At 61.6% G+C, this 26,650-nt stretch carries 19 protein-coding genes; 11 read left to right on the top strand and 8 right to left on the bottom strand.

Annotated features, from left to right (window positions below; all coding sequences use genetic code 11):
- Positions 1 to 106: 106 nt before the first annotated feature.
- The 4 genes from QTL94_RS25680 to ubiA all read left to right on the top strand — a co-directional run bounded on the left by QTL94_RS25680 (position 107) and on the right by ubiA (position 5,499).
- Complete coding sequence (locus QTL94_RS25680; RefSeq protein WP_289803482.1) at positions 107 to 2,416, top strand: Tex family protein; 2,310 nt, start codon at positions 107 to 109, stop codon at positions 2,414 to 2,416.
- Positions 2,417 to 2,551: 135 nt separating this feature from the next.
- On the top strand, positions 2,552 to 3,811 hold the full coding sequence (locus tag QTL94_RS25675; protein WP_289803481.1) for a cyclopropane fatty acid synthase: 1,260 nt from the start codon (positions 2,552 to 2,554) through the stop codon (positions 3,809 to 3,811).
- Between the two features lie 55 nt (positions 3,812 to 3,866).
- Complete coding sequence (locus QTL94_RS25670; RefSeq protein ID WP_289803480.1) at positions 3,867 to 4,448, top strand: histidine phosphatase family protein; 582 nt, start codon at positions 3,867 to 3,869, stop codon at positions 4,446 to 4,448.
- Between the two features lie 91 nt (positions 4,449 to 4,539).
- Positions 4,540 to 5,499 (top strand): 4-hydroxybenzoate octaprenyltransferase, encoded by a 960-nt coding sequence (gene ubiA, locus QTL94_RS25665; protein ID WP_289803479.1) that lies wholly within the window; start codon positions 4,540 to 4,542, stop codon positions 5,497 to 5,499.
- Positions 5,500 to 5,556: 57 nt separating this feature from the next.
- Here the strand turns inward: ubiA and QTL94_RS25660 are convergent, their stop codons facing one another.
- Positions 5,557 to 6,123, bottom strand: a complete 567-nt coding sequence (locus QTL94_RS25660) for a DUF6101 family protein (protein WP_289720170.1) — start codon at positions 6,121 to 6,123, stop codon at positions 5,557 to 5,559.
- 300 nt (positions 6,124 to 6,423) lie between these two features.
- Here QTL94_RS25660 and QTL94_RS25655 point away from each other — a divergent pair, with 300 nt between their 5' ends.
- On the top strand, positions 6,424 to 9,165 hold the full coding sequence (locus tag QTL94_RS25655; protein WP_289803478.1) for a DUF1217 domain-containing protein: 2,742 nt from the start codon (positions 6,424 to 6,426) through the stop codon (positions 9,163 to 9,165).
- A gap of 44 nt (positions 9,166 to 9,209) precedes the next feature.
- Here the strand turns inward: QTL94_RS25655 and QTL94_RS25650 are convergent, their stop codons facing one another.
- The 3 genes from QTL94_RS25650 to QTL94_RS25640 form a co-directional block, all read right to left on the bottom strand.
- The gene (locus QTL94_RS25650) at positions 9,210 to 10,640 is read right to left on the bottom strand and encodes an FAD-binding oxidoreductase (protein WP_289803477.1); all 1,431 of its coding nucleotides are present in this window, start codon (positions 10,638 to 10,640) and stop codon (positions 9,210 to 9,212) included.
- 19 nt (positions 10,641 to 10,659) lie between these two features.
- Positions 10,660 to 11,634 carry an L-threonylcarbamoyladenylate synthase gene (locus QTL94_RS25645; RefSeq protein WP_289803476.1) on the bottom strand — a complete coding sequence of 325 codons (975 nt, stop codon included), beginning with the start codon at positions 11,632 to 11,634 and terminating at the stop codon, positions 10,660 to 10,662.
- Positions 11,635 to 11,760: 126 nt separating this feature from the next.
- Positions 11,761 to 12,369: a DUF6656 family protein gene (locus QTL94_RS25640; RefSeq protein WP_289803475.1), complete on the bottom strand. Its 609-nt coding sequence runs from the start codon at positions 12,367 to 12,369 to the stop codon at positions 11,761 to 11,763.
- 414 nt (positions 12,370 to 12,783) lie between these two features.
- Between QTL94_RS25640 and QTL94_RS25635 the strand changes: the two genes are divergently transcribed.
- Entirely contained in the window at positions 12,784 to 14,028 is a 1,245-nt protein-coding gene (locus QTL94_RS25635) for an aromatic ring-hydroxylating oxygenase subunit alpha (RefSeq protein WP_065690234.1), read from the top strand.
- A 658-nt stretch (positions 14,029 to 14,686) separates the two neighbouring features.
- On the opposite strand, the gene QTL94_RS25630 is transcribed toward QTL94_RS25635, so the two are convergent.
- A complete protein-coding gene (locus QTL94_RS25630; RefSeq protein ID WP_289803474.1) occupies positions 14,687 to 15,694 on the bottom strand; it encodes a glycoside hydrolase family 25 protein in 1,008 nt (335 codons plus the stop codon).
- Between the two features lie 148 nt (positions 15,695 to 15,842).
- On the opposite strand from QTL94_RS25630, the gene QTL94_RS25625 reads away from it, so the two are divergent.
- Positions 15,843 to 16,355: a BA14K family protein gene (locus QTL94_RS25625; protein ID WP_289803473.1), complete on the top strand. Its 513-nt coding sequence runs from the start codon at positions 15,843 to 15,845 to the stop codon at positions 16,353 to 16,355.
- A 50-nt stretch (positions 16,356 to 16,405) separates the two neighbouring features.
- Here the strand turns inward: QTL94_RS25625 and QTL94_RS25620 are convergent, their stop codons facing one another.
- On the bottom strand, positions 16,406 to 17,401 hold the full coding sequence (locus QTL94_RS25620) for a transporter (protein WP_289803472.1): 996 nt from the start codon (positions 17,399 to 17,401) through the stop codon (positions 16,406 to 16,408).
- A gap of 215 nt (positions 17,402 to 17,616) precedes the next feature.
- Between QTL94_RS25620 and QTL94_RS25615 the strand changes: the two genes are divergently transcribed.
- The 4 genes from QTL94_RS25615 (at position 17,617) to QTL94_RS25600 (ending at position 24,531) form a co-directional block, all read left to right on the top strand.
- Positions 17,617 to 19,392 carry an acyl-CoA dehydrogenase family protein gene (locus QTL94_RS25615; RefSeq protein ID WP_289803471.1) on the top strand — a complete coding sequence of 592 codons (1,776 nt, stop codon included), beginning with the start codon at positions 17,617 to 17,619 and terminating at the stop codon, positions 19,390 to 19,392.
- A 9-nt stretch (positions 19,393 to 19,401) separates the two neighbouring features.
- Positions 19,402 to 20,154 (top strand): crotonase/enoyl-CoA hydratase family protein, encoded by a 753-nt coding sequence (locus QTL94_RS25610; RefSeq protein WP_289803470.1) that lies wholly within the window; start codon positions 19,402 to 19,404, stop codon positions 20,152 to 20,154.
- A 198-nt stretch (positions 20,155 to 20,352) separates the two neighbouring features.
- A complete protein-coding gene (mcpU, locus tag QTL94_RS25605) occupies positions 20,353 to 22,440 on the top strand; it encodes a methyl-accepting chemotaxis protein McpU (RefSeq protein WP_289803469.1) in 2,088 nt (695 codons plus the stop codon).
- A 267-nt stretch (positions 22,441 to 22,707) separates the two neighbouring features.
- Positions 22,708 to 24,531, top strand: coding sequence for a HAMP domain-containing methyl-accepting chemotaxis protein (locus tag QTL94_RS25600; protein ID WP_289803468.1), 1,824 nt, complete (start codon positions 22,708 to 22,710; stop codon positions 24,529 to 24,531).
- 63 nt (positions 24,532 to 24,594) lie between these two features.
- Here the strand turns inward: QTL94_RS25600 and QTL94_RS25595 are convergent, their stop codons facing one another.
- Both QTL94_RS25595 and QTL94_RS25590 read right to left on the bottom strand, forming a co-directional pair.
- Entirely contained in the window at positions 24,595 to 25,845 is a 1,251-nt protein-coding gene (locus QTL94_RS25595) for a class I SAM-dependent RNA methyltransferase (protein WP_289803467.1), read from the bottom strand.
- Positions 25,842 to 26,588: a TlyA family RNA methyltransferase gene (locus tag QTL94_RS25590; RefSeq protein WP_289803466.1), complete on the bottom strand. Its 747-nt coding sequence runs from the start codon at positions 26,586 to 26,588 to the stop codon at positions 25,842 to 25,844. Before QTL94_RS25590 ends, QTL94_RS25595 begins: the two co-directional genes overlap by 4 nt.
- Positions 26,589 to 26,650: the final 62 nt, after the last annotated feature.

Raw genomic sequence — 26,650 nt, 5'->3', positions numbered from 1 at the left:
CTATAACCCGATCGCTACTCTTCCGCTGTGGAAACCCGACTAGGGCATTGCCTTGCCGCTTTTCGCCGCTATGGTCCCGCAACTTTCGTGAAACGCAGGAACTCTCATGGCCGCTGATCTTCGTTCGCTTGCCGCTGTCATCTCCTCTGAAATCAACGCCCGGCCGGATCAGGCCAAGGCGGCGATCGAGCTGCTGGACGAAGGCGCGACGGTGCCTTTCATCGCGCGCTACCGCAAGGAAGTGACCGGTGGGCTTGATGATACGCAGCTGCGCAATCTGGCGGAACGACTGGTCTATCTGCGCGAGCTGGAAGCGCGCCGCGACACGATCGTGGAGTCGATCACCGGCCAGGGCAAGATGACAGACGAGCTCTCCGGCAAGATCGCCGGCGCGGCCACCAAGGCGGAGCTCGAGGATCTCTATCTCCCCTACAAACCGAAGCGCCGCACCCGCGCCGAGATCGCCCGCGAGCGCGGCCTCGGTCCCTTGGCCGAAGCCATCCTTGCCGATCGCTCCAAGGAACCCGCGACGCTGGCGGAGAGCTACATCACCGCCGATGTGCCCGACGTGAAGACCGCGCTCGAAGGAGCGCGCGACATCGTTGCCGAAGGCATCGCCGAAAATGCCGAACTGCTTGGCAAGCTGCGCGCCCACATGCGCAGCGCCGCCTTACTGAAGGCCAAGGTCGTCGATGGCAAGCAGGCCACGGGCGAGAAATTCTCCGACTATTTCGACCATTCCGAGCGCTGGGCAACCGCGCCCGGCCACCGCGCGCTGGCCATGTTGCGCGGCTGGAACGAGGAATTGCTGACGCTGACGATCGAGGCCGACGCCGAGACCGTATCGCCAAACAAGCCGGTCGAGCGGATGATCGCCGCTGCCTACGAGATCGGCAACAGCCGCCCTGCTGATCGCTGGCTGATGGAGGTCGCCAGCTGGACCTGGCGCGTGAAGCTATCCATGTCGCTGTCGCTCGACCTGATGCGCGAGCTTCGCGAACGCGCGGAGGAAGAGGCCATCCACGTCTTCGCCCGCAATCTCAAAGATTTGCTGCTGGCGGCCCCTGCCGGCTCGCGCCCCACCATGGGTCTTGATCCGGGCATCCGCACCGGCGTCAAGGTTGCCGTCACCGACGCCACCGGCAAGGTGATTGCGACATCCACCGTCTATCCGTTTCAACCGAGAAACGACGTGCGCGGCGCCCAGATCGAGCTCGCTTCGCTGATCCGCAAGCACAATGTCGAGCTGATCTCGATTGGCAACGGCACCGGCAGCCGCGAGACGGAGAAGCTGGTTGCCGACATGCTGGCCGACCTTCCGGCGCCGAAGCCGACGAAGGTCATCGTCTCGGAAGCAGGAGCATCTGTCTATTCCGCATCAGAGACCGCCGCGCTTGAGTTCCCAAATCTCGACGTGTCGCTGCGCGGTGCCGTCTCCATCGCCCGCCGCCTGCAGGATCCGCTGGCCGAACTCGTCAAGATCGAGCCGAAGTCGATCGGCGTCGGACAGTATCAGCACGACGTCGACCAGCAGAAGCTGTCGCGTTCGCTTGATGCCGTTGTCGAAGATGCGGTGAATGCCGTTGGCGTCGATCTTAACACCGCCTCCGCGCCATTGCTCTCGCGCGTTTCCGGCCTGGGTGCCTCGATTGCCGACGCGATCGTCAAGCACCGCGATAGCGAAGGCCGCTTCGAGACCCGTCGCGACCTGCTCAAGGTTGCCCGCCTCGGCCAGCGGACGTTCGAACAATGCGCCGGCTTCCTGCGCATTCGCGACGGCAAGGAGCCGCTCGATGCCTCTTCGGTTCACCCGGAAGCCTATGGCGTTGCCAAGAAGATCGTGGCTGCCTGCGGCCGTGACCTGCGCTCGCTGATGGGTGATAGCGCGGCTTTGAAGTCGGTTGATCCGCGCCAGTTCATCGACGAGAAGTTCGGCTTGCCGACGGTGAAGGACATTCTGGCGGAACTCGAAAAGCCCGGCCGCGACCCACGCCCAAGCTTCAAGACGGCGACGTTCGCCGAAGGCGTCAACGAGATCTCGGACCTGAAGCCGGGGATGATGCTCGAAGGCACCGTAACAAACGTCGCTGCCTTCGGCGCCTTCGTCGATATTGGCGTCCATCAGGACGGTTTGGTTCACGTCTCCCAGCTTGCCGATCGTTTCATCAAGGATCCTCACGAAGTTGTGAAAGCGGGAGATGTCGTCAAGGTTCGGGTCGTCGAGGTCGATGCGAAGCGCAAGCGCATTGGTCTGTCGATGCGCAAGGACGATGGCTCACAGGCTCCGGCGCCACGCGGCGAGTCGCGCGGAAATCCGCCGGTTCGCGGCCAGAATGACCGCCGTTCGGCGCCTTCGAAGCAGGAGAGCCAGGGTGCATTCGGTGCCGCCCTGGCCGAGGCCATGAAGCGGAAATAAGCGCTTAGCAGGCAGATTTGCAAAAATGTCACACTTCGGCGACCATGTTGCCGAGGTGCGAAATACGGCGCTTGTAAGGCGGGAGAGAGGTACTAAGTTGAGGGGACTATCCTGTCACATTGCGAGGCCTTATTCATGGCGTCGGCATTCTTATCGATTGTCCAAAAACTCATCCGCAAGGGTAATTTGAAGCTCACTCTCGCCAATGGCGAGACGCACAAGGTAGGGGACGGAACCGGTGAACTGGTGATCGTCCGCATCGCCGACGAGGAAGCGGAAAAACTGATCCGCCGCGACCCGACCCTCAAACTCGGCGAAATGTACATGGACGGCCGGTTCATTCTCGAACAGGGCAATATCTATGACTTTCTGGAGATGGTGAAACAGAACACCACCAACGAAATCTTCGATATCCCGATGGCGGCCCTGCTGATCGGCCGCATCGCCCTGCAGCAACTGAAGAGCCGGTTGCCGATCAATCACAATAAGCGCAACGTTGCCCACCACTACGACCTGTCAGAGCGTCTGTTCGAACTGTTTCTCGACGAGGACTGGCAGTATTCCTGTGCCTACTTCAACCCTCCGGGTATCAGCCTCGAGGAGGCGCAAGTCGCCAAGAAGCGCCACATCGCGGCCAAGCTGCTTCTGGAGCCCAACCAGCGCGTCCTGGAGATCGGTTCAGGCTGGGGTGGCATGGGCATGTACCTTGCCGAAGCGACCCCCGGTCTCGATCTCACCGGTATCACGCTCAGTGAAGAGCAGCTGAAGATCTCCCGGCAGCGTTCGGAAAAGCGGGGCCTTGCCGATCGCGTTCGCTTCGAACTGCAGGACTACCGGACGATGACCGGCCAGAAGTTCGACCGTATCGTCTCGGTCGGCATGTTCGAGCATGTCGGCATCGGTAACTTCGGCAGGTTCTTCAAGAAGGTACATGAGCTGCTTGCCGATGATGGCGTGATGGTCCTGCATTCGATCGCCCGCCCGAAACCGAGCTTTGGAACCAACGCCTTCATCGAAAAGTACATCTTCCCGCAAGGCTACGTTCCGTCGATCGGCGAGACGTTGCCGCCGATCGAGAGTGCTGGCCTGCTGGTCAGGGACGTCGAAGTCCTGCCGTTGCACTACGCCTACACGCTGCGCCATTGGCGCGAGCGCTTCGTGGCCCGCAAGGCCGACGCGGTCGCACTCTATGACGAACGCTTCTTCCGCATGTGGGAGTTCTATCTGGCGGGGTCCGAGATCGGCTTCCGCTGGGACGAACTGTTCATCATGCAGATCCAGATCTCCAAGAACCAGTTCTCCACCCCCGATAACCGCAACTACATCGCGGAGAACGAGACGAAGCTGAAGGAGTTCGAGGCAACGCGCCCGCCTTTGGAAAAGGTGATACTGTAAGCCACCGGGAAGGCGCGGCACGACCGCGCCTTTTCTTCTTGGAAAGGGCGAACGCATGAGCAGCGCATTTCCCGAGATCCATCTCGTCCGGCATGGCGAAACGGAATGGAGCCTTTCGGGAAGACATACCGGACGAAGCGATATTCCCCTCACGGCCAATGGCGAGGAGGCTGCGCGCAAGCTCGCCGCGCGCCTTGAAGGCCTCTCCGTCTCGGCGGTGTGGTCGAGCCCGTCGCAACGGGCAAGAAACACCTGCCGGCTTGCGGGGTACGATACCGATGCCGTCATCAAGCCGGATCTCGCTGAATGGGACTACGGCGCCTATGAGGGAATCACTACCAAGGAAATCCTTGCCGGACGGCCCGGCTGGCAGCTGTTCCGCGACGGCTGCCCGAATGGCGAGACCGTAGCCGATGTCGGCGCAAGGGCGGACAAGATCATTGCCGAGCTCCGCCAGGCCAACGCCCCGATTCTGATCTTCTCGAGTTCGCATTTCCTGCGTGTGCTCGCGGCCCGTTGGCTCGGGCTGCCCGCGCAGGATGGCTCGCGCTTCATCCTCGACACCACCAGCATCAGCATCCTCGGCTACGAACATGATTTGACCGAGCCGGTCATCAGACGGTGGAACCAGCGATAAAGCTTTCGCGGCTTTCTGCCGGGCGCGCGTATTGTCGCGGACCGTCGGGCTATACCTTGACCATCCGCTTCGCGCGTCGCTAGATGGCCGCATGCAACAGATCGGCGGAATCAACGGGCGCGTTGCGGACGCGCCTTCCAACAACTGGGTTTACAGGGTTTTGCCCCCGTGGCTCTGGCCCTATGCGCAGCTCGCGCGCTGGGACAGGCCGATCGGCTGGCAGCTGCTGATGTGGCCTTGCTTCTGGTCGGCGGCGATGGCGGCAAATGCCGCTGCTCATGTCGGCCTGTTTTCCGGTGGCCAGCTGATTTTCCATCTGATCCTCTATTTCATCGGCTCCGTTGCCATGCGCGGCGCCGGCTGCACCTACAACGATCTCGTCGATCACAAGATCGATATGGAAGTGGCGCGCACCCGCTCGCGACCCTTGCCGTCGGGCCGCGTGACGCGCGCGCAGGCCAAGCTGTTCATCGTGCTGCAGGCATTGGTCGGGTTACTGGTCGTCCTGCAGCTCAACTGGTTTTCCGTCATTCTCGGCATCGCGTCGCTGGCGATCGTCGCGCTCTATCCCTTCGCCAAGCGCTTCACCGACTGGCCGCAATTTTTCCTCGGGCTCGCCTTTTCCTGGGGCGCGCTGATGGGGTGGGCCGCCATTTTCGGCAGCCTCTCGCTTGCACCCATCCTGCTTTACATCGGCGCGGTGGTCTGGACGATCGGTTACGACACGATCTACGCCCATCAGGACAAGGAAGACGACGAGCTGATTGGCGTACGCTCCACCGCTCGACTGTTCGGTGACAAGACCAAGCAGTGGCTGGTCGGGCTTTATGGCCTGATGTTGATCCTCACCTTCGCGGCCTTCGTGCTCGCAGGCGTCGGCGTCATTGCCTATCTCGGCCTGCTGATCGCCGCCGGCATGTTCGCCTGGCAGATCGTCACGCTTGATATCAACGATGCCGATCAGTGCCTGGCTCTGTTCAAGTCGAACAATCGCGTCGGTCTGATCATCTTCGCTGGTCTGTTCCTGTCGTTGTTGTTCGTTCTGCCGTAGGCCACGAACGCAAAAGCCCGGCGCGATGGCCGGGCTTTTTGATCCGATCGGTACCGCCTAGCTGCGGGCGATGATTTCCTTGCCTTCGATCTTCATCGCGACGCCGAGCTTGCCGGTCGTGCGGCGCACAAGGAAGCGGGGGCGGCGGTTGGCGAAGTAGGAGTGGCGGCGGCGTGGCTTCAGCGTGTTGGTGCGCAGGTCGCCGAGGTGTTCTTCCAGCGGGCGGGCAACGCCATCGGCTTCGACCATCAGCATCGGGATGCGGAAGGCCTCGGACCAGCCGCGCCAGTCGGCGGCGATATCCGAAAGGTCGTGGGCGACCAGCAGCGGAACGCAGAGTTCCGGGTCTTCATGGTGCAGTTCAAGCGTCACGGTCACTTCGCCGTTGCCATGATCGATGGCGCGGGCGGCAACACCCTTGAAGGCGCGCTTCGGCAGGGCGATCGAAAGCGGCAGTCCGCTCGAGGGAAGGATCTTGCGCAGGATGGCGCCGCGTTCGTCGATCGTTATGCTGACGTCACTTGTGGAGTCGTGAATGGCGTAGCTCACCTGCTGAGGAAAGCGCGACGGATCGAGACGCAGTGTCGTTCCAGCCCATGCGGGCTTCATAACGGTGTTGTTCATGTTCATTTCTACCCTTGTCTTACCTGAGAGCCGGTTTCCGGTCTTCTCCTCGGGGCTTTTCGCCCTCTATGGCTGAACAATAGGCGCCGCCTGTTCGAGACAGCTTAAAAATCGCGGTTAAGAAAACTTTGCCTCCTTGGATGGTTATCAAAACCGAACGTGGCAAGGTTTCCGGAGGGTGAACGCGGCCTGTGCCGTTTTGCGACGGGCCGGGGGTAAGTCTCGGGTAAGGTTTTCATAGCAAAATGAGGCAGAACCTATGCGTCATTCTTTGAAGACTTTGCCGAAAAAGGGCGTCCCATGATTTCCGCTTCGATGGCCTACAATATTCTGTCAGGCGACATGCAGAAGAGCCTCGACCGTGTTGCCTCGCAGGCGACGGTCAAGCGGGATGCCGATTACTACAAAGAGAACATCAATAAAGTCAAAGACGTAGACGATTTTCTCGGCAATTACCGTCTTTATAGCTATGCAATGAAGGCCTATGGTCTGGAGGACATGACCTACGCCAAGGGCTTCATGAAGAAGGTGCTCGAAAGCGACCTGACGGATGCCAAGAGCTTCGCGAACAAGCTGACCGACACCCGCTACAAGGACTTCGCTGCTGCCTTCAACTTCAGCGATACGACGTCGGACGCGCAGAGCAGTGCGCAGGAAGATGACCTGATCGGTCTCTACACGCAGTCTTTCGCAGACGAGAGCAAGGCAGCGTCGACCGAGACGACCTACTACAGCAATGCGATCGACAAGGTGCAGACCGTCTCCGGTCTCGTCGGCGACAGTCGACTGCGCAACTATGTTCTCAAGGCCTACGGCATTGATCCGACCTATGTTTCAACGGACTTCCTGAAGCAGGTGCTGACCAGCGACGTCAGCGATCCGACGAGCTTTGTGAACGTCAACGGCAATGCCAAATACAAGGCGCTGGCGGCGCAGTTCAGCTTCAATGCTGATGGCACGGTCAACGGCACGGCCCAGACAGACACCCAGAAGAACGCCGTCATGGAACAGTATAACCTGACCGCGCCGTCGATCGTGACGCCCGCCGCTGCCGATTACAACAAGGCCTACTATCTGTCCAAGATCGGGACGATCACCAATGTGACCGATCTTTTGGCCGATAGCCGGCTGACGTCCTACATCAAGACAGCCTTCGGCATGGGCAGCAGCTTCAGCAATGCGGCGCTCAAACAGGTCCTCATCAGCCCCAGCTACGCGCATTCGCTCAACTTCGATGCGGTCAATCAGGCGTTCAATTTTAACTCGGACGGCACGATCGCAACCGGCACGTCGACCTACACGCCGCAGAGCTCCGAGCAGCTATCGGCCATGCAGAGCAAGGCTGATAGCAACGCTAGCTATTACCAGACGAATATCGCGAAGGTCACCAATGTCGATGACCTGATCTCCGACACCCGGCTGACGAGTTACATCAAGAATGCCTACGGGCTCTCACAGTCGCTGAGCGATGCGGATCTGAAAAGCATCCTGACGGATTCCACCTATGCCACTGCACACGGATACGATGCCGTACGCGCGGCGTTCAATTTCAACGCCGATGGCAGCGTAGCGGACAACACGTGGGCGCAAACGACCAGCCAGGCTCGCCAGACTGTGACGCGGGTCAGCGACAACGAGGACTACTACAAGGGCAAGATCAGCACGATCGCCAATGTCGATAGCCTGCTCGCCGACCAGAAGATGACGAGCTTCATCAGGGCCACCTATCAGGTGCCGTCCAGCCTGAGCGATGCGGATCTCAAGAGCGTTCTCACCGACCCGGATTTTGCGGCGAGCAACGGCCTCGACAGCCTCAACGCGGCATTCAGCTTTGCGGCTGACGGATCGGCGGCCGCCTCGTCCGGGCCGCAGAGCATCGGACAGCTGGCGACCATCACCACATTCTATAACGCCCGTTACGAGAACGTTCAGCAGCAGGCGATTGATGATGCTGTCTCCAACTACAAGGAGCGGCTGGCCGACGGCAAGGTCAACAAGATCGACGACTTCATGCGTACCAACGCAACGGCCGATCAGGACAAGTCGAACGACAGCCTTCCCGATCCCTATCAGATGGCGCTCCGCGCCTACGGTCTGACAGAGAATGATGTGTCGCGCACGATGATGCGCAAGCTGCTGGCGAGCGACCCGTACGATCCCAAGGGCTATGTCGCATCGCTGAAGGATGATCGCATCACCAACATGGTGCGCGCCTTTAACTTCGGCACCGACGGCAAGATTGCGCCGGAAGTCCAGGCGCTGTCGCCAGCCGTGATGGCCAAGTACGCGACCGACTACAAGTCTCGCGCGCTCATGGGCATGAGTGATGGCGCGCTGAAGGACAAGGCCTCGAAGGATGCCACGACGGCGGTCAACGATTTCGGCAACGGCATGGCCGAGGTGCGATCGCTCGATGACTTCCTGTCCAACGACAAGCTCACCAGCCTTGTTCTGAAGGCAAACGGCCTCGACCCAAAAAAGTACGACAAGGATACGCTGAAGAAGATCTTCACGTCCGATCCCACCGATCCGAAGAGCTACCTCAACACCAAGGCGGCATCCATCTTCAAGGAGATCGTATCGGACTTCAACTTCGATACCGATGGCAACCTGACGCGCGCGAAGATCGGCAAGATCCAGAACACCGGCGCGGAAGATCGCACACAGCAAAGCTATGTGCAGCAGACGCTTGAAACGCAGGAAGGCGAAACGAACGACGGCGTCCGTCTGGCGCTCTATTTCGCCCGCAAGGCGCCGGATATCACCTCGCTTTACACCCTGCTGGGCGACAAGGCGCTGTTCCAGGTGATCACGACGACCTTCAGCCTGCCGAGCCAGATCTCCAGCATGGACGTCGACAAGCAGGCAACCATGCTGAAGAAGTTCGTCAATCTCGACGATCTCCAGGACCCCAAGAAGGTCGACAAGCTGATGAAGCGCTTCACCGCGATGTACGATCTCGCAAACAACACGAGTTCGTCTCCGGCTCTGACCATCCTCACCAATGGCGGCACGACGACCAGCAAGGGCCTGTTGGGCTAAGCCGGGCAGGCCGAGATCCGCGCGCCGGGCGGATCGTCGTGTGATCAGTCGATATTGATGACCTTGCCCGGGTTCATGATATTGGCCGGGTCGAAGGCACGCTTGATCCTGCGCATGAGATCGATCTCGATGCCGGGCCGGATCGACGCAAGTTCGTCACGCTTCAGCTGGCCGATGCCGTGCTCTGCCGAAATCGAGCCGCCGTGGGTCAGCACCAGCCCGTGCACGATATGGTTCATCTCGCGCCAGCGTGCGAGGAACGCCGCCTTGTCGGCTCCGATCGGCTGGGAAATGTTGTAGTGGATATTGCCGTCGCCCATATGGCCAAAGGCGCAGATCCGGGCGCCGGGCATCGCCGCCATGACGGCTTCGCCGGCTTCTCGCATGAACAGGGGGATGGTCGAGACGGGCACCGAAACATCGTGCTTGATCGATCCGCCTTCCGGCTTCTGGGCATCCGACATGCTCTCGCGCATGTGCCAAAGGGCTTTCTGCTGCGCGACCGATGCGGCGATCGTCGCATCCTGGACGAGGCCAGCTTCGAAACCCTGCTCGAGCAGCGCGTTCATCATGCGTTCGGCGGTTTCTGCTGAATCGGATGTCGAGATGTCGATCAGCACATACCATGGATGCACGGATTCCAGCGGATCGCGCACGCCGTCGATGTGGCGGGCGGTGATCTCGACGCCGAAGCGGGGCATCAGCTCGAAGCCGGTCAGAGAGGTGCCGCAGAGACTGGAGGCGAGATTGAACAGCGCCAATGCGTCCCCGACGGAACTCAGGCCGGTGAAGGCCACCTGCTTGCCGAGCGGCTGCGGGAAGAGCTTGAGCACCGCGCCGGTGATGATGCCGAGCGTGCCTTCCGCGCCGACGAAGAGATCGCGCAGATCATAGCCGGTGTTGTCTTTCTTCAGACGGCGCAGCCCGTTCCAGATCTCGCCCGTCGGCAGCACGACTTCCAGCCCGAGGCAGAGATGACGCATGTTGCCATAGGCGAGCACTGCGGTACCGCCGGCATTGGTCGAGAGATTGCCGCCGATGCGGCATGAGCCTTCCGAACCGAGCGACAGCGGGAAAAGCCGACCATGCACCTCGGCGGCCTTCTGTACGTCAGCAAGGATCGCGCCGCCATCGGCGACCAGAACGTTCGCGACCGGATCGACATCGCGCACCTTGTTCATGCGCTCGAGCGAGATGATGATGTCCGCCTTGCCTTCGCGTGGCGTTTGACCGCCGACGAGGCCGGTGTTGCCGGTCTGCGGCACGACCGCGGTGCCCGTTTCGGTGGCGAGCTTGAGGATCGCCGATACTTCCTCGACGTTGGCCGGTTTCAGCAGGAGAGGGGAGGAGCCGTGGTAGAGACCGCGGTTCTCGATCAGGTGCGGGGCCAGATCTGCCTCGCTGCGCAATGCGTATTTGTCACCGACGATGGCCGTGAAACGGTCGAGAAGTTCGGGGGTAACGGTTGCGCTCATCGAGCCTTGATCCTCTTGGTTATTCTCTCGGAGCCGCGGCACGCCGCAGCCGGTCATTAATGGCCTCGCCCAGCCCTTCATCGGGGATGGTGGAAAACGCAATGGTCGCCGCGCCGCTGGCGTCGGCCTTCTTCATGTAGTCGAACAGGTTGGCGGCCGCTTCCGCAAGGTCGCCGTCACGACTGAGGTTGAGGACGATCCTGGCGTCGTCGGAGCCCGGCACCTTGGTCGTGCCGAAAGCGATGAGGGCTTCTCCAGCCACAATCTGCGTTGCGTCGAGGCGGACGGCCGCACCCGGTGCATAATGCGAGGCGAGCATTCCGGGCGCCTCGATTGCGGCGGACGCCTTCTTCGAGCGCAGCAGCTTCTGTCCGGCGACGCGTTCGATCTCGGAGGCCGGCAGCCCGCCGGGACGCAGCAGCCTGAGCTTGCCATCCTCGACCTTTACGATCGTCGACTCGACGCCCACGGCGCTTGCGCCTGCATCGAGGATGAGCTTGATCCTGCCGCCGAGGTCCGCCTCGACATGATCGGCGCTGGTGGCGCTGATCTTGCCCGAGGTATTGGCGCTTGGCGCGGCGAGCGGTCGGCCGAAGGCGCGGATGAGCTCGCCAGCAAAGCCCTTGGGTACGCGGATGCCGACGGTATCGAGGCCGGCTGTTGCCAGCGCGTGAATGTGGCTCTCGGCCTTCAGCGGCAGAACGATTGTCAGCGGGCCAGGCCAGAACGCTTCCGCAAGCGCGCGAGAGACAGGGTCGAACACCGCATGCTCTTCGGCCATCGCGAGATCGGACATGTGGCAGATCAGCGGGTTGAAGCGCGGGCGGCCCTTGGTCTCGTAGATCCGGGTGATGGCGGCGGGATTGGTGGCGTCGGCGGCAAGGCCGTAGACGGTCTCCGTCGGGATCGCGATCGGGAAGCCTTCGCCGAGCACCGCGCAGCCGGCATCAATGGCCTGCTGCCTGTCTGTTGTGATGTCGATGATATCAGCCATGTGCCGCCCGGATTTCCATCCGGCAGTCCATAGGCCTTCCGCGCGCTGCGATCAATATCAGAGCTGGCGGATGATCCCGATCAGAGCGGGCGAATGATCCCGATCAGAGCGGGCGAATGATCCCGGTCAGAGCTGGCGAATGATCTCGCGGAGCTGTTCGTTGCGGGCACCGAGCAGCAGCACGTTCTTGATGGCGATCTGCGGATCGTGGGTGCGGAAAAGCAGGCCGTTGCCGCGCACCGTGCGATCGATCGTCATCTTCTCCGCGGTGTGCTCGCCCGGCCGGATGGCGACGGCGAAGTACATGCGGGAATACTGGACATCGATACGCTCGAAGAAGTTGTCGTTGTCGCCGATGTCGGCATAGAAATTGGCGATGTAGAATGCCCAGCTGACATCTTCGTATTGGGCAAACTTCGTCCGCGCCGCCGTTACGTGACAGTAGCCGAGATGCGGACTGTCCTTCAGTGTGCGATGGAACACCATCTTTGGAAACTGGATCGAACGGTGAAAGCCGTTGATGTTCTGGTGCGTCTTCACGCCGGCGGTCTGCAGCTTGCGGCCGGTTGCCTCCGCCACTTCGTCATGCGTGAGATAGCGGCGCTCGGCGGCGAGCCAGTGTGCCCGGTGTCGCGTGATCTTGCCTGTGCGCAGGAATTCGGAATGCGCGACAACAGGCGATTTGTCCTGCTCGGTCGTATCGTTGTTGACGTCGAAGTAACGAAGTTTCGCCATGGTCCGCATTCCGCATGCTGCTGCTATGGCGGCAAGGATAGGCAATCATGCTTAACGGCCTGTTAAGCGCCCCGTGTGCCTGTCCCGGAGTAAGAAATCACAGTACACCATGTCGCAAACAGGATGCCCTATGCTGAGCAGCCGACGCTTCGCCATCAAGCTCAGTGGTTTTGCCATGTCGCAATTGCCAATAACTGCTTTATTCTCCGCGTGGATGCCGGATCTGCGTGGCGATCCCGCGATACCTTGCTGCCTGTCGTCATTTTCGAAGCCGATGTCGCTTTACAGCCACGAGCCCGGCATACGCGATGATTAAATGTAACTCATGAAGAAGGTCTCCTGGCGGAGAGGGAGGACGTGCTTCCTGCCTCTTCGTCCTCGACAGGAACAGTTCGACCAGACGAGGATATGCAGATGGATATTCGCAGCAACGCGTTGCGGCAGCTCAAGAACCGGCGCGAAGGTTTCAGCCTGGAGCAGCCTTTCTATATCGACGAAGACTACTTCAAGCTCGATATGGAGATGATCTACTACCGCGACTGGCTGTTCATGGGCCATGATTGCGAGCTGCCGAAGCCTGGCGCCTATTTCACGGTGCAGATCGGTCAGTATCCGGTGGTGATCGTTCGCGGTCGCGACAACGTCATTCGCGCTTTCCACAACAGCTGTCGTCATCGCGGTTCGCGCGTCTGCACCAAGGAGCACGGCTCGTCTGTCCGTCTCGTCTGCCCCTATCACCAGTGGACCTACGACCTGGATGGCACGCTCGCCTTTGCCCGGCACATGGGCGACGACTTCGACAAGACCGGCTACGGTCTGAAGCCCGTCCACTGCGAAAACTTCGCGGGCTACATCTTCATCTGTCTCGCCGAAAAGGCGCCGGACTTCCAGCCGGTCCGCGACATGGTCGCCCCCTACATGCTGCCGCATCATCTCAAGGACGCGAAGATCGCGTTCCAGAGCACGATCATCGAAAAGGGCAACTGGAAGTTGGTCTGGGAAAACAACCGCGAGTGCTATCACTGCGCCGCCAACCACCCGGAACTCTGCCGCACCTATCCCGAGGCGCCGAGCGTTACGGGTACGGACGGTGGTGCCGATGATCCTGAAATCGCCGGCCACTGGGCGCGTTGCGAGGCGGCGGGCCTGCCGAGCAAGTTCCAGATCTCGCCCGACGGCCAGTTCCGTACAGCCCGCATGCCGCTGATCGAGGATGCCGAAAGCTACACCATGTCGGGCAAGCGCGCCGTCAGCCGTCCGCTGTCGGAGGACGTCACGATTGACCGGATCGGCACCATGCTGCTCTTCCACTACCCGACGACGTGGAACCATATTCTCGGCGATCACGCGATCTCCTTCCGCGTCCTGCCGCTGAGCGCCAACGAGACGGCGGTCACGACCAAGTGGCTGGTCCACAAGGATGCGGTCGAAGGCGTCGACTACAACCTCGAAGAACTGACTCACGTCTGGACGGAAACCAACGACCAGGACCGCCGCATCGTGGAAGAGAATGCCTTCGGCATCCACTCGCCAGCATACGAGCCTGGCCCTTACTCGATGCTGCACGAAGGCGGCGTCATGCAGTTCCTCGAATGGTATGGGAACTTCATGATCAATCGCCTGCAGGGCGATCAGGCAAAACTGTCGGTCGTCGCCTGACGAAACGCCGGGACCGGCTCCGCTCTCCAGCGGAGCCGCCGTCGCGCCAAGTTCTGGCGCGGGAGCAGTCGTGTCGACTTGACGTTAGGGCGTCGGTGCTAGTCGGTTATCGGATTATTGTCAAAATGATTGCCCAGTAGCAGCATTGTTTGCTGTTCGGCTTCAGTCAACTTGGCGACGTCGGGCCCAGTGCCCAAACGATATCGTCTATCAAGACCAAGGAGGACATTATGGATTTCAACCGGAAATGGTTCTACCGAACAGATGAAGCCTCCTGTTGGTTTGCCATTCAGTAGTTCTACTCCTGTATCGCGATCAAATACGCAGTTTTCTTGGGTCGTTATCCGCCTAGCCTTGATGAACGTGCGGGAAACGGACGTTACCAAACACATTAATAGCGCCCCGCTCGGTCGGGTCCCCCCGAAAAAGTCACCTGGCTCCAATTTTCTCAGTTTGCCGATGCGTTTATTCTGCATACTTGCCTCTATTGCGCATATTGGCGGAATACTTCCGCCTTCCCGAAGGGCAGGCAGGCGACCGAGGGCATCACAGGTATAGTCGATTTTGGCCAGACATCCGCTTGCGGCGGCGTCGGTCTTACAATGCTGCGTAGTGGCTGTAGGTGGTCGTCCCGATGCTATCGGCTATCGACGTTAATTTAGAAATCCTGATAATTCAATGCATTAACTTCCGGTTTTTGCACCGACGACGTAGCGATCGGGTCGGTTGTGGTGACCGGCGGGGCGGTGGCCGCAACCACTGGTTCTGGCTCTTCGCGCGACATGAACTCAATCTTCGCGAGAATCAGCGGCGGATCGGGCTCTCGGGCGGGCAGCAGGTTTCCTTGTGCCCAGACCTTCGCCAGATCGGCCTTGGCCATCGGCGCGACGTTGACGTCGATATCGGTCAGCGTCCCGGGAATGCGATAGGGACAGCGGCGTTTGCTGCAGTTGAGGCCGGACGAGAACTGCCAGAGGAGGTAGTTGTCCCAGTTTCCCATCGGAAACACGCCTTTGATCTCCGGCTTGTAGCGGGCATACCACAGCGGCAGCCGCGCCAGGACAGGATAGTCGTTGCGGTAGGCGGCGATGTAGCTGGCCGTGTCGTGATTGGTGTAGAGCACGGGATAACGCCCCGTCCTCGCTTTGATATGGCCGACAAAGATCTGCGCATCTTCCAGCGACATGAATTTCTGCGGGTCGATACCCTCCAGGTCGAGGATCATCATCTCGTCCGGTTTCGGATCGGCATAGTCGAGGAAGTGGTTGGCCTGCTCGATCGGATTGCCGGGGCGGGCCAGGTGATAGGCGCCCCAGAGCAGCCCGGCAGCCCGCGCGACCAGCCGTCGGGTCTGGAAAAGCTCGCGGCTCACCGCATACTTGCGCCACATCGTCTTGCAGTGGGCGACGGTATCGCCGGCGTGATCGCCCGTGCAGGAGAAGCTTTCGGGCAATCCATCGGAGGCTTTCGAGATGAAGGCCGCGACACGCTTGTCTGACAGCAGCGTTTCCCAGTCGATTGTGTTGAGCTCGTAGGCATCGACGACGATCGAATTCGATGTGGAGGTCCACGGCAGCGTGTCGTCGGCGGCGGCGCGCTGCGGGGCTCCGGCCGCGAGCGCCAGAAGCAGGATGCGGAGAAGGAAATTTCCACCGGAGCGCTTCATGGAACGAGCGTGGTGAAAACTGGTTAATGTTCGGTTAATCCGATGTCTCTTATAAAGAAAATGCCGGCGAAATGCGAAGGCGGGACAGCCGGGAACATGTTTGCGCGGCGCGCGTTACGCTACGCGTAGGTTCTGAATCGGAGGTCTTATGCTCAGCTCATTTAAGAAGGCTGCTATTGGCATTATCTCGTCCATCATGCTCGTGGCGGGCTTTACGCCGTCACAGGCGATGCCAATGCCCACCGCAGTGCAGGCCGAGAAGGCCGGCGATGTCCAGAATGTGCAATATTGCCGCTACGGTCGCTGCTCTTATCGTCCCGGTTACCCCGGCTACCGTCCGGGCTACTATCCAGGTTACCGTCCAGGCTACTATCCCGGATACCGTCCCGCCTATCGCCCCGGTTGGTATGGCGGGTATCAAGGCTATCCCTATTATCGCAGCGGGTACCGCTACTATAACGGCTACTGGTTCCCGCTTGCAGCCTTTGGTGCCGGCGCAGTGATCGGCGGTGCAATTGCCTCCGAGCCGCGTTACGCTGCGCCGCCTGCAGGCTCTGGCCATGTCGATTGGTGCTACGGCCGCTATCGCTCGTATCGTGCCTATGACAACACCTACCAGCCGAACAGTGGTCCGCGCAGGCAGTGCGTCTCGCCGTATTGATCCGGCCTTTTGTCACAACGCGAGCCCGGCAGTGATGCCGGGCTTTTGTTTTAAAGGATGTCGACCCGCTTGAGCAGCCACCAGGCAAGCACGATGGAGGCGATGATCAGGCCGACGGCATACTCGGTGCCGCCAGAGCCCTGCGCGAAGGGCAGGTTTGCCGTGTTCATACCGAAGAAGCCGGTTACCAGCGTCGGCGGCAGCAGGAAGGCCGTCATGATCGACAGAATGTAGAGGTGGCGGTTCGTCTCCGATGACAGCTTGGAGTCGATTTCTTCGTGCAGTAGCCGCGCCCGGTCCTGCAGGGCGTAGATGTCGTGATCGACAGTTTCGAGGCGGCTGGTCAGGCGCCCGGCGACGTCCTCGAAGCCGAATGGCATCTCGTCATCATGGGAGGCCGCAGCGCGCCGCATATGCGCAAGGACCGTTCTCAGGTGCCGATGGAGCCTGACAACGGTGCGGCGCACCGGAGCCAGCCGGCGGCGCTCGTCGCGTGGCGTGTTGTCGTAGACGTAGTCCTCGATCACATTCAGCTCTTCCGTCATTTCCATGACGATCGCGATCAGTGTGCGCTGGAATTCGATGACCAGCGTCTCGAACAGGTCCACAGGCCGTTCGAACTTCCCCGGGTTCTTCTCCACGAGCGCGCGCGCCCGCTCGACGCTACGCAGGGGTTGCAGACGCGTCGTGATGATGAAGCGGTCGGAGATCGCAAAATGCAGCCACCCGAGATCGGCAGTCTCCTGATCGAACTCGCGCTGGCAGTCGACGAGCGTGCCGTACAGCATCTGTTCGTCGACGGTGATAGCGGCGTGCGTGTCGCGGGTTGTCAGCGCCGCCTTGGCGTCGTCGTTGAGGCCGTCGATCGTGTCGAGCAATGCGGGGACACGGGCATCGGCGAGATTGAGATGCAGCCAGTAGAAACCGCCTTCCGCCGTCAGGTCCGCTTGCATCGCACTGTTCGGTAGCCGCACCGCCTTGCCTTCCTCCGGCGAGAACCGGTAGGCCCAGACAAGTCCCGGTATTTTGGCGGGCAGTGTATCCATATTCGCCGGTCCCCTTGTGATGGCGGCATGTGTCTTTAGATAATTTCCATGACGATAGTTTGTGCGGCGGCGCAAGAGCGAATGCAAATGTCATCATGCCGCAAGGCCAAGAGCGAAGAGTTTAAAATTGACGTTTACGTAAAAATCAATTAGCCCTGCCACTGGAGGAAGCCTGAGGCGACGCGCACTCCAGGCGGTCATGCGAGGAGACTACCATGTACAAGGCACCTGTCGAAGACATCGCATTTACGCTGAAGCACGTTGCCGGGATGGGACAGGCGATCGAAAGCGGCCTGCTCGGTGATCTCGGTGAAGACCTGGTCGATGCCATTCTCGCTGAAGCCGGGCGCTTTGCGACGGACGAGGTTGCCCCGCTCGCGGAGATTGGCGATCGGCAGGGCGCCCGTCTAATAAACGGCGAGGTGACGACACCGGACGGTTGGCGCGATCTCTACAAGAACTGGATCGCCGGCGGCTGGAACGGGCTCACCGCGCCCGAGGAGTTCGGGGGGCAGGCGCTGCCGCACATGCTCAATGTTGCGGCTCTTGAAATGTGGAACTCCGGCTCGACCGCCTTCGCGCTCTGCCCGACACTCACCATGGGGTCCGTCGAGGCCATTTATACGCATGGTTCCGACGCCCTGAAGAACCTCTATCTCGCCAAGCTCGTCTCCGGTGAGTGGACCGGCACGATGAACCTGACCGAGCCGCACGCAGGCTCCGATCTCGGCGCACTCAAGACACGCGCCGAACGTCGCAACGACGGCACCTACCGCATCTTCGGACAGAAGATCTTCATCACCTGGGGCGAACACGACGCCGCCGAGAATATCATCCACCTCGTGCTCGCCCGCCTGCCGGACGCTCCGGCCGGAACCCGCGGGATCTCCCTGTTCCTCGTCCCGAAGTTCCTCGTGAATGCGGATGGCTCGCTCGGCGCCCGCAACGATCTCTTTGCCCACTCGCTGGAGCACAAGCTCGGCATCCACGGTTCCCCGACCTGCACCATGATCTACGGCGACGGTCGGTTCGGCGAAGACAAGGGCGCGGTCGCATGGCTTGTCGGCGAGGAAAACAAGGGCCTCGCCTGCATGTTCACGATGATGAACAATGCCCGCCTGGCTGTCGGCATGGAAGGCGTGGCGATTGCGGAAGCCGCCACCCAGAAGGCGATCGCCTACGCCAGAGAGCGCACGCAGGGCAAGGCGCCGGGCTGGACCGGAACCGGCATGAGCCCGATCATCGAGCATCCCGATATCGCACGCATGCTGCTGACGATGAAGGCGCTGACGCAAGGCGCGCGCGCCATCTCCTACAGCTGCGCCCACGCCACCGACATGGCACATCGCGCCGACGACAATACCCAGCATTGGCAGGAGCGGGCAGCGCTTCTGACACCGATCGCAAAGTCCTTCTCCACCGATGTCGGCGTCGATGTCGCGTCGCTCGGCATCCAGGTCCATGGCGGCATGGGCTTCATCGAGGAGACCGGTGCCGCGCGTTATCTGCGCGACGCACGTATCGCTCCCATCTACGAAGGCACCAACGGCATACAGGCGATCGACCTCGTCACGCGGAAGCTGCCATTGTCGGGTGGCGCGCAGGTGCATGGCTTCATCGATGAGCTGAAGGGCATCGCTGACACAGTGCGAGCCGTCAATCTGCCGGGCTTCGCTTCGACGGCAAACCGTTTGGACGCTGCCATCACCGATCTGGGCGAGGCAACCGACTGGCTGCTGACACAGCTGGCCGACGGCAACACCGCGGCCGCCCTGAGCGGCGCCACGCCATATCAGCGTCTCTTCGGTCTCGTGCTCACGGGCTGCTACCTCGCCAAGGGAGGCCTTGCCGCCGTTGATAGCGGCGCGGAAGCGCGCGTGGCCCTCTGCCGCTTTGCCGCCGAGAACCTCTTGCCCGAGGTGACGGCCCTGAAGGATGCCGTGATAAGCGGCGCGCCGAGCCTGGCCGCCGCCAGAATTGCTCTTGCCTGAGGAATGCAGATGACCGAGCACATTCTCATCGAACGGCATGCCAGCCATCCCGATGTCCAGATCATTCGCTTCAATCGGCCGGAAAAGAAGAACGCGATCACCCGCGCTATGTATTTGACGATGGCGGAGGCCCTGACCGCCGCCAACGACGACGCCACGATCCGGGTAACGGCATTCCTCGGCACCGAAGGCTGCTTCTCCGCCGGCAACGACCTTGGTGACTTCGTGGCCGTTGCCATGGGTGGCGGAATGCCGCGCGAGATCATCGATTTTCTCTACGCGCTTGTCCGCTCCGAGAAGCCGTTGGTCTCCGGTGTCGACGGCCTGGCCATCGGCATCGGCACGACGATGAACCTGCATTGCGATCTCACGATCGCTTCAACCCGCAGCCAGTTCCGGACGCCATTCGTCGATCTCGCGCTGGTGCCGGAAGCCGCATCCAGCCTGATCGCGCCGCGTATCATGGGCCATCAGCGTGCCTTTGCCTTGCTTGCCGCCGGCGAGCCGTTCTCGGCTGAGGAGGCAAGGGACGCCGGGCTGGTCTGGAAGGTCTGCGCGCCCGACGAAGTCGAGGCCGCAACGCTGTCGGCAGCCGCGAAACTCGCGGCCAAGCCGCCGGAGGCACTGCGCATCGCCCGCGAACTCATTCGCGGCGATCAGGCGGAAATCATCGCCCGCATCGACGAAGAGGCCCGCCAGTTCTCGGCGCGGCTACACAGCGCCGAAGCGCGGGCCGCGTTCGAGGCCTTCATGCGGCGTTAAGGTTAGAAAAATCTGATTTTCGTCAAATTTTAAGCGTGTCTTAAATTTCATTCTAATATGAGGATGTGACGGCTTGCATTTGCCGCAGCCGTCCGGGCGCATGAGGCGCCTTGCTTCGCTTTGCCCCAGCATTCTGCCGCATTGAGTGGCCCGCGTTCCGCCTTGAGCGACGCGGACCGTTCCCGAAAGGAAATTTCCTTGAAGAAGAAGACGAACCTGATGACGCGCATCCTGTTTGCCGCGTCTGCCGTTGTTCTCGCGGCTTTTGCCGCTTTCTCCTACTACATCAACTCAGTCGAACGGGATTCCGCGACCACCGCGATCGAGGCGAACATCCGCTCCTCGGGCGAGCAGGCCGCGCATAGCCTTGCCAACTGGATGAACGGCCGCGTCACGCTGACCGCCATGGCCGCGAACGCCATCGGCCGCGCCGCAGACCAGAAGGGCGTCGAGGGCGTTCTTCAGAACGACGTTCTCACCAGCCAGTTCGTTAGCACCTATTTCGGCGATGAGCAGGGCGTCTTCACCATGTGGCCGAAGCTGCCGATGCCGGACGGTTATGATCCGCGCAAGCGTCCATGGTATCAGGATGCCGTGAAGGCCAACGCCAGCATCATGACCGAACCCTATACCGACGCATCGAGCGGCGACCTTATCATCAGCGCTGCCGTCCCGGTCAGCCACGATGGCAAGCTTGCAGGCGTCGTCGGCAGCGACTTTTCGCTGAAATCGATGGTCGACATGATCAAGGAAATCGATCTTGGCGGCAAGGGAACGGCGTTCCTCGTCAACAAGAGCGGCCAAATCCTCATTCACCCGGATGCAAAGCTGGTGACGAAGACGCTCACCGACGCATTCCCGACGGCCACCCCGTCGATCGCCAGCGGCCTCGTCGAGACCGAGTTTGCGGGCAAGGACGTCCTCGTCAGCTTCATGCCGGTTGCCGGCCTCCCGACCGTTGAATGGTACCTCGGCTTCGTCGTCGATAGCGATGCGGCATTTGCCTCGCTGAACGAGTTCCGGATTGCCGCGACCATTGCCACGATCCTGGCCGTTGGCCTGATGATCGCTGCGATGGCCTGGCTGCTGCACGGCCTCATTATTCGCCCGGTCACCGACATGACGGCCGCCATGCAGAGGCTTGCTGCCGGCGACCTTTCTGTTGCCATTCCCGGCGAAGAGCGCCGCGACCAGATCGGTTCGATGGCCGAGGCCGTTGCCGTCTTCAAGAAGAACGCCGTCGACCGCGAGCGGCTGGAAGGCGAAGCCGAATCCGGCCGCGCGCTGACCGAGCGCGAGCGTCAGGACCGTGAGGTCCAGAAGAACCGCGAGGCAACCGAAATCCGCCATGCGGTGGATGCGCTCGCCGGCGCCCTGGGTGCGCTCTCCGACGGTAACCTCGCCCACCGCATCGACACGCCCTTCGCGTCGCACCTCGACCGCCTGCGCACCGACTACAACTCGGCCGTCGGCAAGCTTCATGGCGCGCTGCAGATGGTCGGCAACAACGCCCATGCCATCGATGCCGGTGCCACGGAAATCCGCACCGCTGCCGACGGTCTGGCACGCCGCACCGAACAGCAGGCCGCTTCCGTCGAACAGACGGCGGCAGCGCTCGAGGAAATCACGACGACGGTCAAGGATACCGCCCGTCGTGCGGAGGATGCCGGCAAGCTCGTCTCGCGGACCCGCGCGGGCGCCGAGGAATCCGGCAACATCGTCAGCAAGGCTGTTTCTGCGATGACGGAAATCGAGCAGTCCTCGCAGAAGATCGGCAATATCATCAGCGTGATCGACGATATCGCCTTCCAGACAAACCTTCTCGCACTCAACGCCGGTGTCGAAGCTGCGCGTGCCGGTGAAGCCGGCAAGGGCTTCGCCGTCGTCGCGCAGGAAGTTCGTGAACTGGCTCAGCGCTCGGCCAATGCCGCCAAGGAAATCGAGAGCCTGATCACCGCCTCGAACGCTCAGGTCCGCTCCGGCGTGACGCTGGTGGGCGATACCGGCAAGGCACTCGAAGCCATCGTCGGCCAGGTGCAGGAGATCAGCCGCCACGTCGACGCGATCGTGACCGCAACCCGCGAGCAGTCGACGGGCCTCGCCGAAATCAACACGGCCGTCAACACCATGGACCAGGGGACACAGCAGAACGCTGCCATGGTCGAGGAGCAGACGGCTGCCAGCCACGGACTGGCGCAGGAAGCGGCCAAGCTCATGCAGCTTCTCGGCCAGTTCAACCTGCAGGCTTCGCATCAGAGCATGGCATATAGCCGCCACGCCGCCTGATCGAAGCAGAGATCGAACAATCGAAACGCCCGCGCTCGTCGCGGGCGTTTTGCTTTGCGGGGAGCGCATCGTCCGCGGTTGGCCGACGCTGATTAAAAAGTCATACTTTTAATCAAATCTTACAGATATTTGGCTTTAGTGACATGCAATGCATGACGCAGGCCGGATGTCATCCGGATACCCCCGCAACCCCATCAGAACGAGTGACCGTACGGACGATCGATCGCGATCGGCTGTGCGAGATCCTCCGCAGTATGAGACCGCCGCATGTCCAAACTGAAGATCAAAACGCTCCTTCCGCTTCTCTTCCTGTCGCTCGTTGCCATTGCGCTGGTGCAGGGTGCGATCGCGGCCTTCTCGCTGACCAATCTCGAAGCCAACACCCGGCAGATCGGCGCGCAGAACATTCCGAACACCGAGCGGCTCTATGCGATCGTCACGACGCTGAACGACGTTCGCCGCAGCTATGCCGACTATCTGCTCGCGACCGGCAAGACGGACTTCCGTAATGCCGAGACGACCCTGAAGACCCGCCGCCAGCGTCTCAACACCGCAATCGACGCTTTCGACAAGCAGCCGAAGAGCGATTACATGAGCCAGAATTTCGGCCGCCTGCAAAAGGCGCTCGCCAACGATGCGGCGCTTGCCGACAAGATCATTGCGCTCGCGCTCGACAACAAGCGCAGTCTGGCGAACAGCCTGTATCGCGGCGAACTCTCGATGTCCGCCAACAACATCCAGACCCTCGTCGACGGAATGCTCGCCAAGGATCGGCAGTCGACCGACGCCGCGCTTTCTGCAGCCGCTGGCAACTATAGTGCAGGCATCCTGTCGATCGTCGGTGGTCTTGCGGTCGCCCTGGCCGTTGCCGTCGCTGCCGCCTTCCTGGCATGGAAGCGGATTTCGCAGCCGATCTCGACGATTGCCGCCCGCATGGCCCGTCTCGCGGATGGCGATCTCGACGCTGCTGTTCCCTATGCCGGTCGCAAGGATGAGATCGGCGATATGGCCGCAGCCGTCGCGGTCTTCCGCGACAACTCCTTCGCGCGCCTCGATCTCGAACGCAACGCCGAGCACACCCGCGAACAGGCGCAGGAGGAACGGTCGCGCAACGAAGCCTCGAAGGCCCGCGAAGCCGCCGAAATCCAGCACGCCGTCGCAGCCCTTGCCGACGCCTTGGGCGCACTCTCGGAAGGCGACCTGACGCGGACGATCGAGACGCCGTTTGCCGATCACCTCGATCGCCTGCGTAGCGATTTCAACGCTTCCGTCGCGAAACTGCGGGCTGTTCTTCAAGAAGTTGGTGAGAACGCGCACGCGATCGACGCCGGTGCCGGAGAAATCCGCACCGCTGCCGATGGCCTCGCACGCCGCACCGAGCAGCAGGCCGCCTCCATCGAGGAAACGGCGGCAGCGCTCGAGGAGATCACCACGACCGTCAAGGACACCGCGCGTCGCGCCGAGGAAGCCGGCACGCTGGTCACCCGGACGCGCAACGGCGCGGAAGAATCCGGCAACATCGTCCGCAAGGCGGTTTCGGCGATGACGGAGATCGAGAGCTCGTCCGAAAAGATCTCCAACATCATCAGCGTCATCGACGACATCGCCTTCCAGACCAACCTTCTGGCGCTGAACGCCGGCGTCGAGGCGGCCCGCGCGGGTGAGGCCGGCAAGGGCTTTGCCGTTGTCGCCCAGGAAGTCCGCGAACTGGCGCAGCGCTCCGCGCACGCCGCCAAGGAAATCGAAAGCCTGATCACCGCCTCGAACAGCCAGGTTCGCTCCGGCGTGATGCTCGTCGGCGACACCGGCAAGGCATTGGAAGCGATCGTCGGGCAGGTCCAGGAAATCAGCCGCCACGTCGACGCGATCGTGACAGCAACCCGAGAGCAGTCGACCGGGTTGGCCGAGATCAATACGGCAGTGAACACGATGGATCAGGGTACGCAGCAGAACGCCGCGATGGTCGAAGAGCAGACAGCTGCCAGCCACGGGCTGGCGCAGGAAGCCGCCAAGCTGATGCAGCTGCTGAGCCAGTTCAATCTGCAGGCCGCATCCTACGGCACGGGATCATACGGCCGCTACGCCGCCTGATCGAGGCAGAGACCGAACAATCGAAACGCCCGCGCTCGTCGCGGGCGTTTTCGCGTTCAGGCCTTATTTCTCCAGCGTCGCCACGACCTCAACATGCGATGTCCAGAGAAACTGATCGATCGGCGTGACGCTGGTGATGCGATAGCCACCCTCGACCAGAATCGCGAGGTCACGGGCGAGCGTCAGCGGGTTGCAGCTGACCGCCACGACCTTCTTGACGCTGGAGCGGGCTAGCTCCTTGCACTGGAACTCGGCGCCGGCGCGCGGCGGATCGAAGACGACAGCGTCGTAGACCTTGAGCTCGGATGTCATCAACGGCCGGCGGAAGAGATCGCGTTTTTCGGCGGTAACTGGCTTCAGGCCCTGCGCGTTGCGCGCCGCGTGGTCGAGCGCGGCGATCGCCTTGTCGTCTGATTCCGCGGCATGCACGCGCCCGATGCGCGCGAGCCGGAGCGAGAACGTGCCGGCGCCGGCAAAGAGATCAGCGATCCGCTTCGCCTTGCCGACGTGAGCAACGACAAGCTCCGCCATCGCGTCTTCGGCCTGCTTCGTCGCCTGCGTGAAACCGCCGGGTGGCGGCGAGACATTGACGCCGCCGAATTCGACGATCGGCTTCACCGGTTCGACGAGGATCTCGCCATTCAGCGAAACGCGAGCGATGCCGCGAAGGGTCAGGATCGTTTCAATCGCCTTGCGACGCTGCTGGTCGGAAAGCTTCTTGACGCCATCGACCGCAAGGTCAAGACCGGACAGTGTTTCGAGAACGGAAATGCGGAAGGCTTCGGCGCTGGTCGCCAGCGCCGCACCGATGGCCTTGATCGCCGGCAGCCTGGCGATAACCGCTGCCGACGAGATGGGACATTCCTCGATCGCGACAATATGGTGGCTTTCAGCCTGGTTGAAGCCGATCAGCATGTCCTTTTCGGTCCGCCGGGCGGCGAAAACGACACGCCGGCGCTCGCCGGGACGGGCCGCCACGAGTTCGCCGACGTCAGGCGTCAGGCCCTTCGACTTCAGGGCATCTATGACGAGTTGGCGCTTGAAAGCGCGGTACGGGGCATCCGTCAGATGTTGCAGCGTACAGCCGCCACAGGTGCCGTTCACCCCATCGGGGCCGAAATGGCGGCAGGACGGTTCCTGCCGATCGGGCGATGCCGTCGCAATCGACATGATGGTGCCATGGCTTTTGACGCGCGCGATCGCGACCGTCTCGCCAGGCAGAGCGAAGGGGACATAGATCGGGCCATCTGGGCTGTTGGCGATGCCATCGCCCAAGGCGCCGAGCTTCTGGATCGTAACGGTTTCTGCGCTCACGGCTTCGTTCCTGCGAGAAGAAATTCCAGATTGCCGTCGCCACCGGCGATCGGCGAGGGGATGAGGCCAAGGCTCTTCCAGCCCATGTCTTCGACGAACCAGCGTTCCAGCTCGGCAGCGACAGCGGGAGCGGAGGAGGGGTCCTTGAGCAGTCCGCCCTTGCCGATCGCATCGCGCCCGGCCTCGAACTGCGGCTTGACCAGCAGCACGGCAGCGGTGCCGGCCTCGGCGAGATCGAGCGCCGGCGCAAGCGCCAGCTTCAGCGAAATGAAGGAAACGTCGGAGACGATGAACGAGACCGCATGGCCGATATCGTCCGCGACGAGGTTGCGGGCATTAAGGCCCTCGATATTCGTCACGCGCGGATCGGCGGTCAGGCGAGGATGCATCTGGCCATGGCCGACGTCGATCGCCGTCACATGCGTGGCACCGCGCTCCAGCAGAACCTCCGTGAAGCCGCCGGTCGAGGCGCCGACGTCAAGACAGTGCTGACCCGCGGGATCGAGCTTGAAATGGTCGAGGGCGGCCGTCAGCTTCAGAGCGGCGCGCGAGACGTAATCCTGCGCCGGATCGTCGATTTCGATGACCGCATCATTGGAGAAAAGCGCGCCGGCCTTGACGACGACCTTGCCGCCCACCTTTACCGTGCCGCGTTGCACGGCATCGCGCGCACGCGAGCGGCTCGCGAAAAGGCCGAGGCTGACGAGAAGCTGGTCGAGACGTTGTGTGTTCTGTTCTGACATCGGCTGTCCATGACGGTCAAAGCCGTCAGTTGCAAGCCTTTTGTTGGTTCTCACACCACGCG

The sequence above is a fragment of the Rhizobium sp. S96 genome (assembly GCF_030382195.1).
GTDB lineage: Bacteria > Pseudomonadota > Alphaproteobacteria > Rhizobiales > Rhizobiaceae > Rhizobium.
This window is presented reverse-complemented; position numbering and strand designations above follow the sequence as displayed.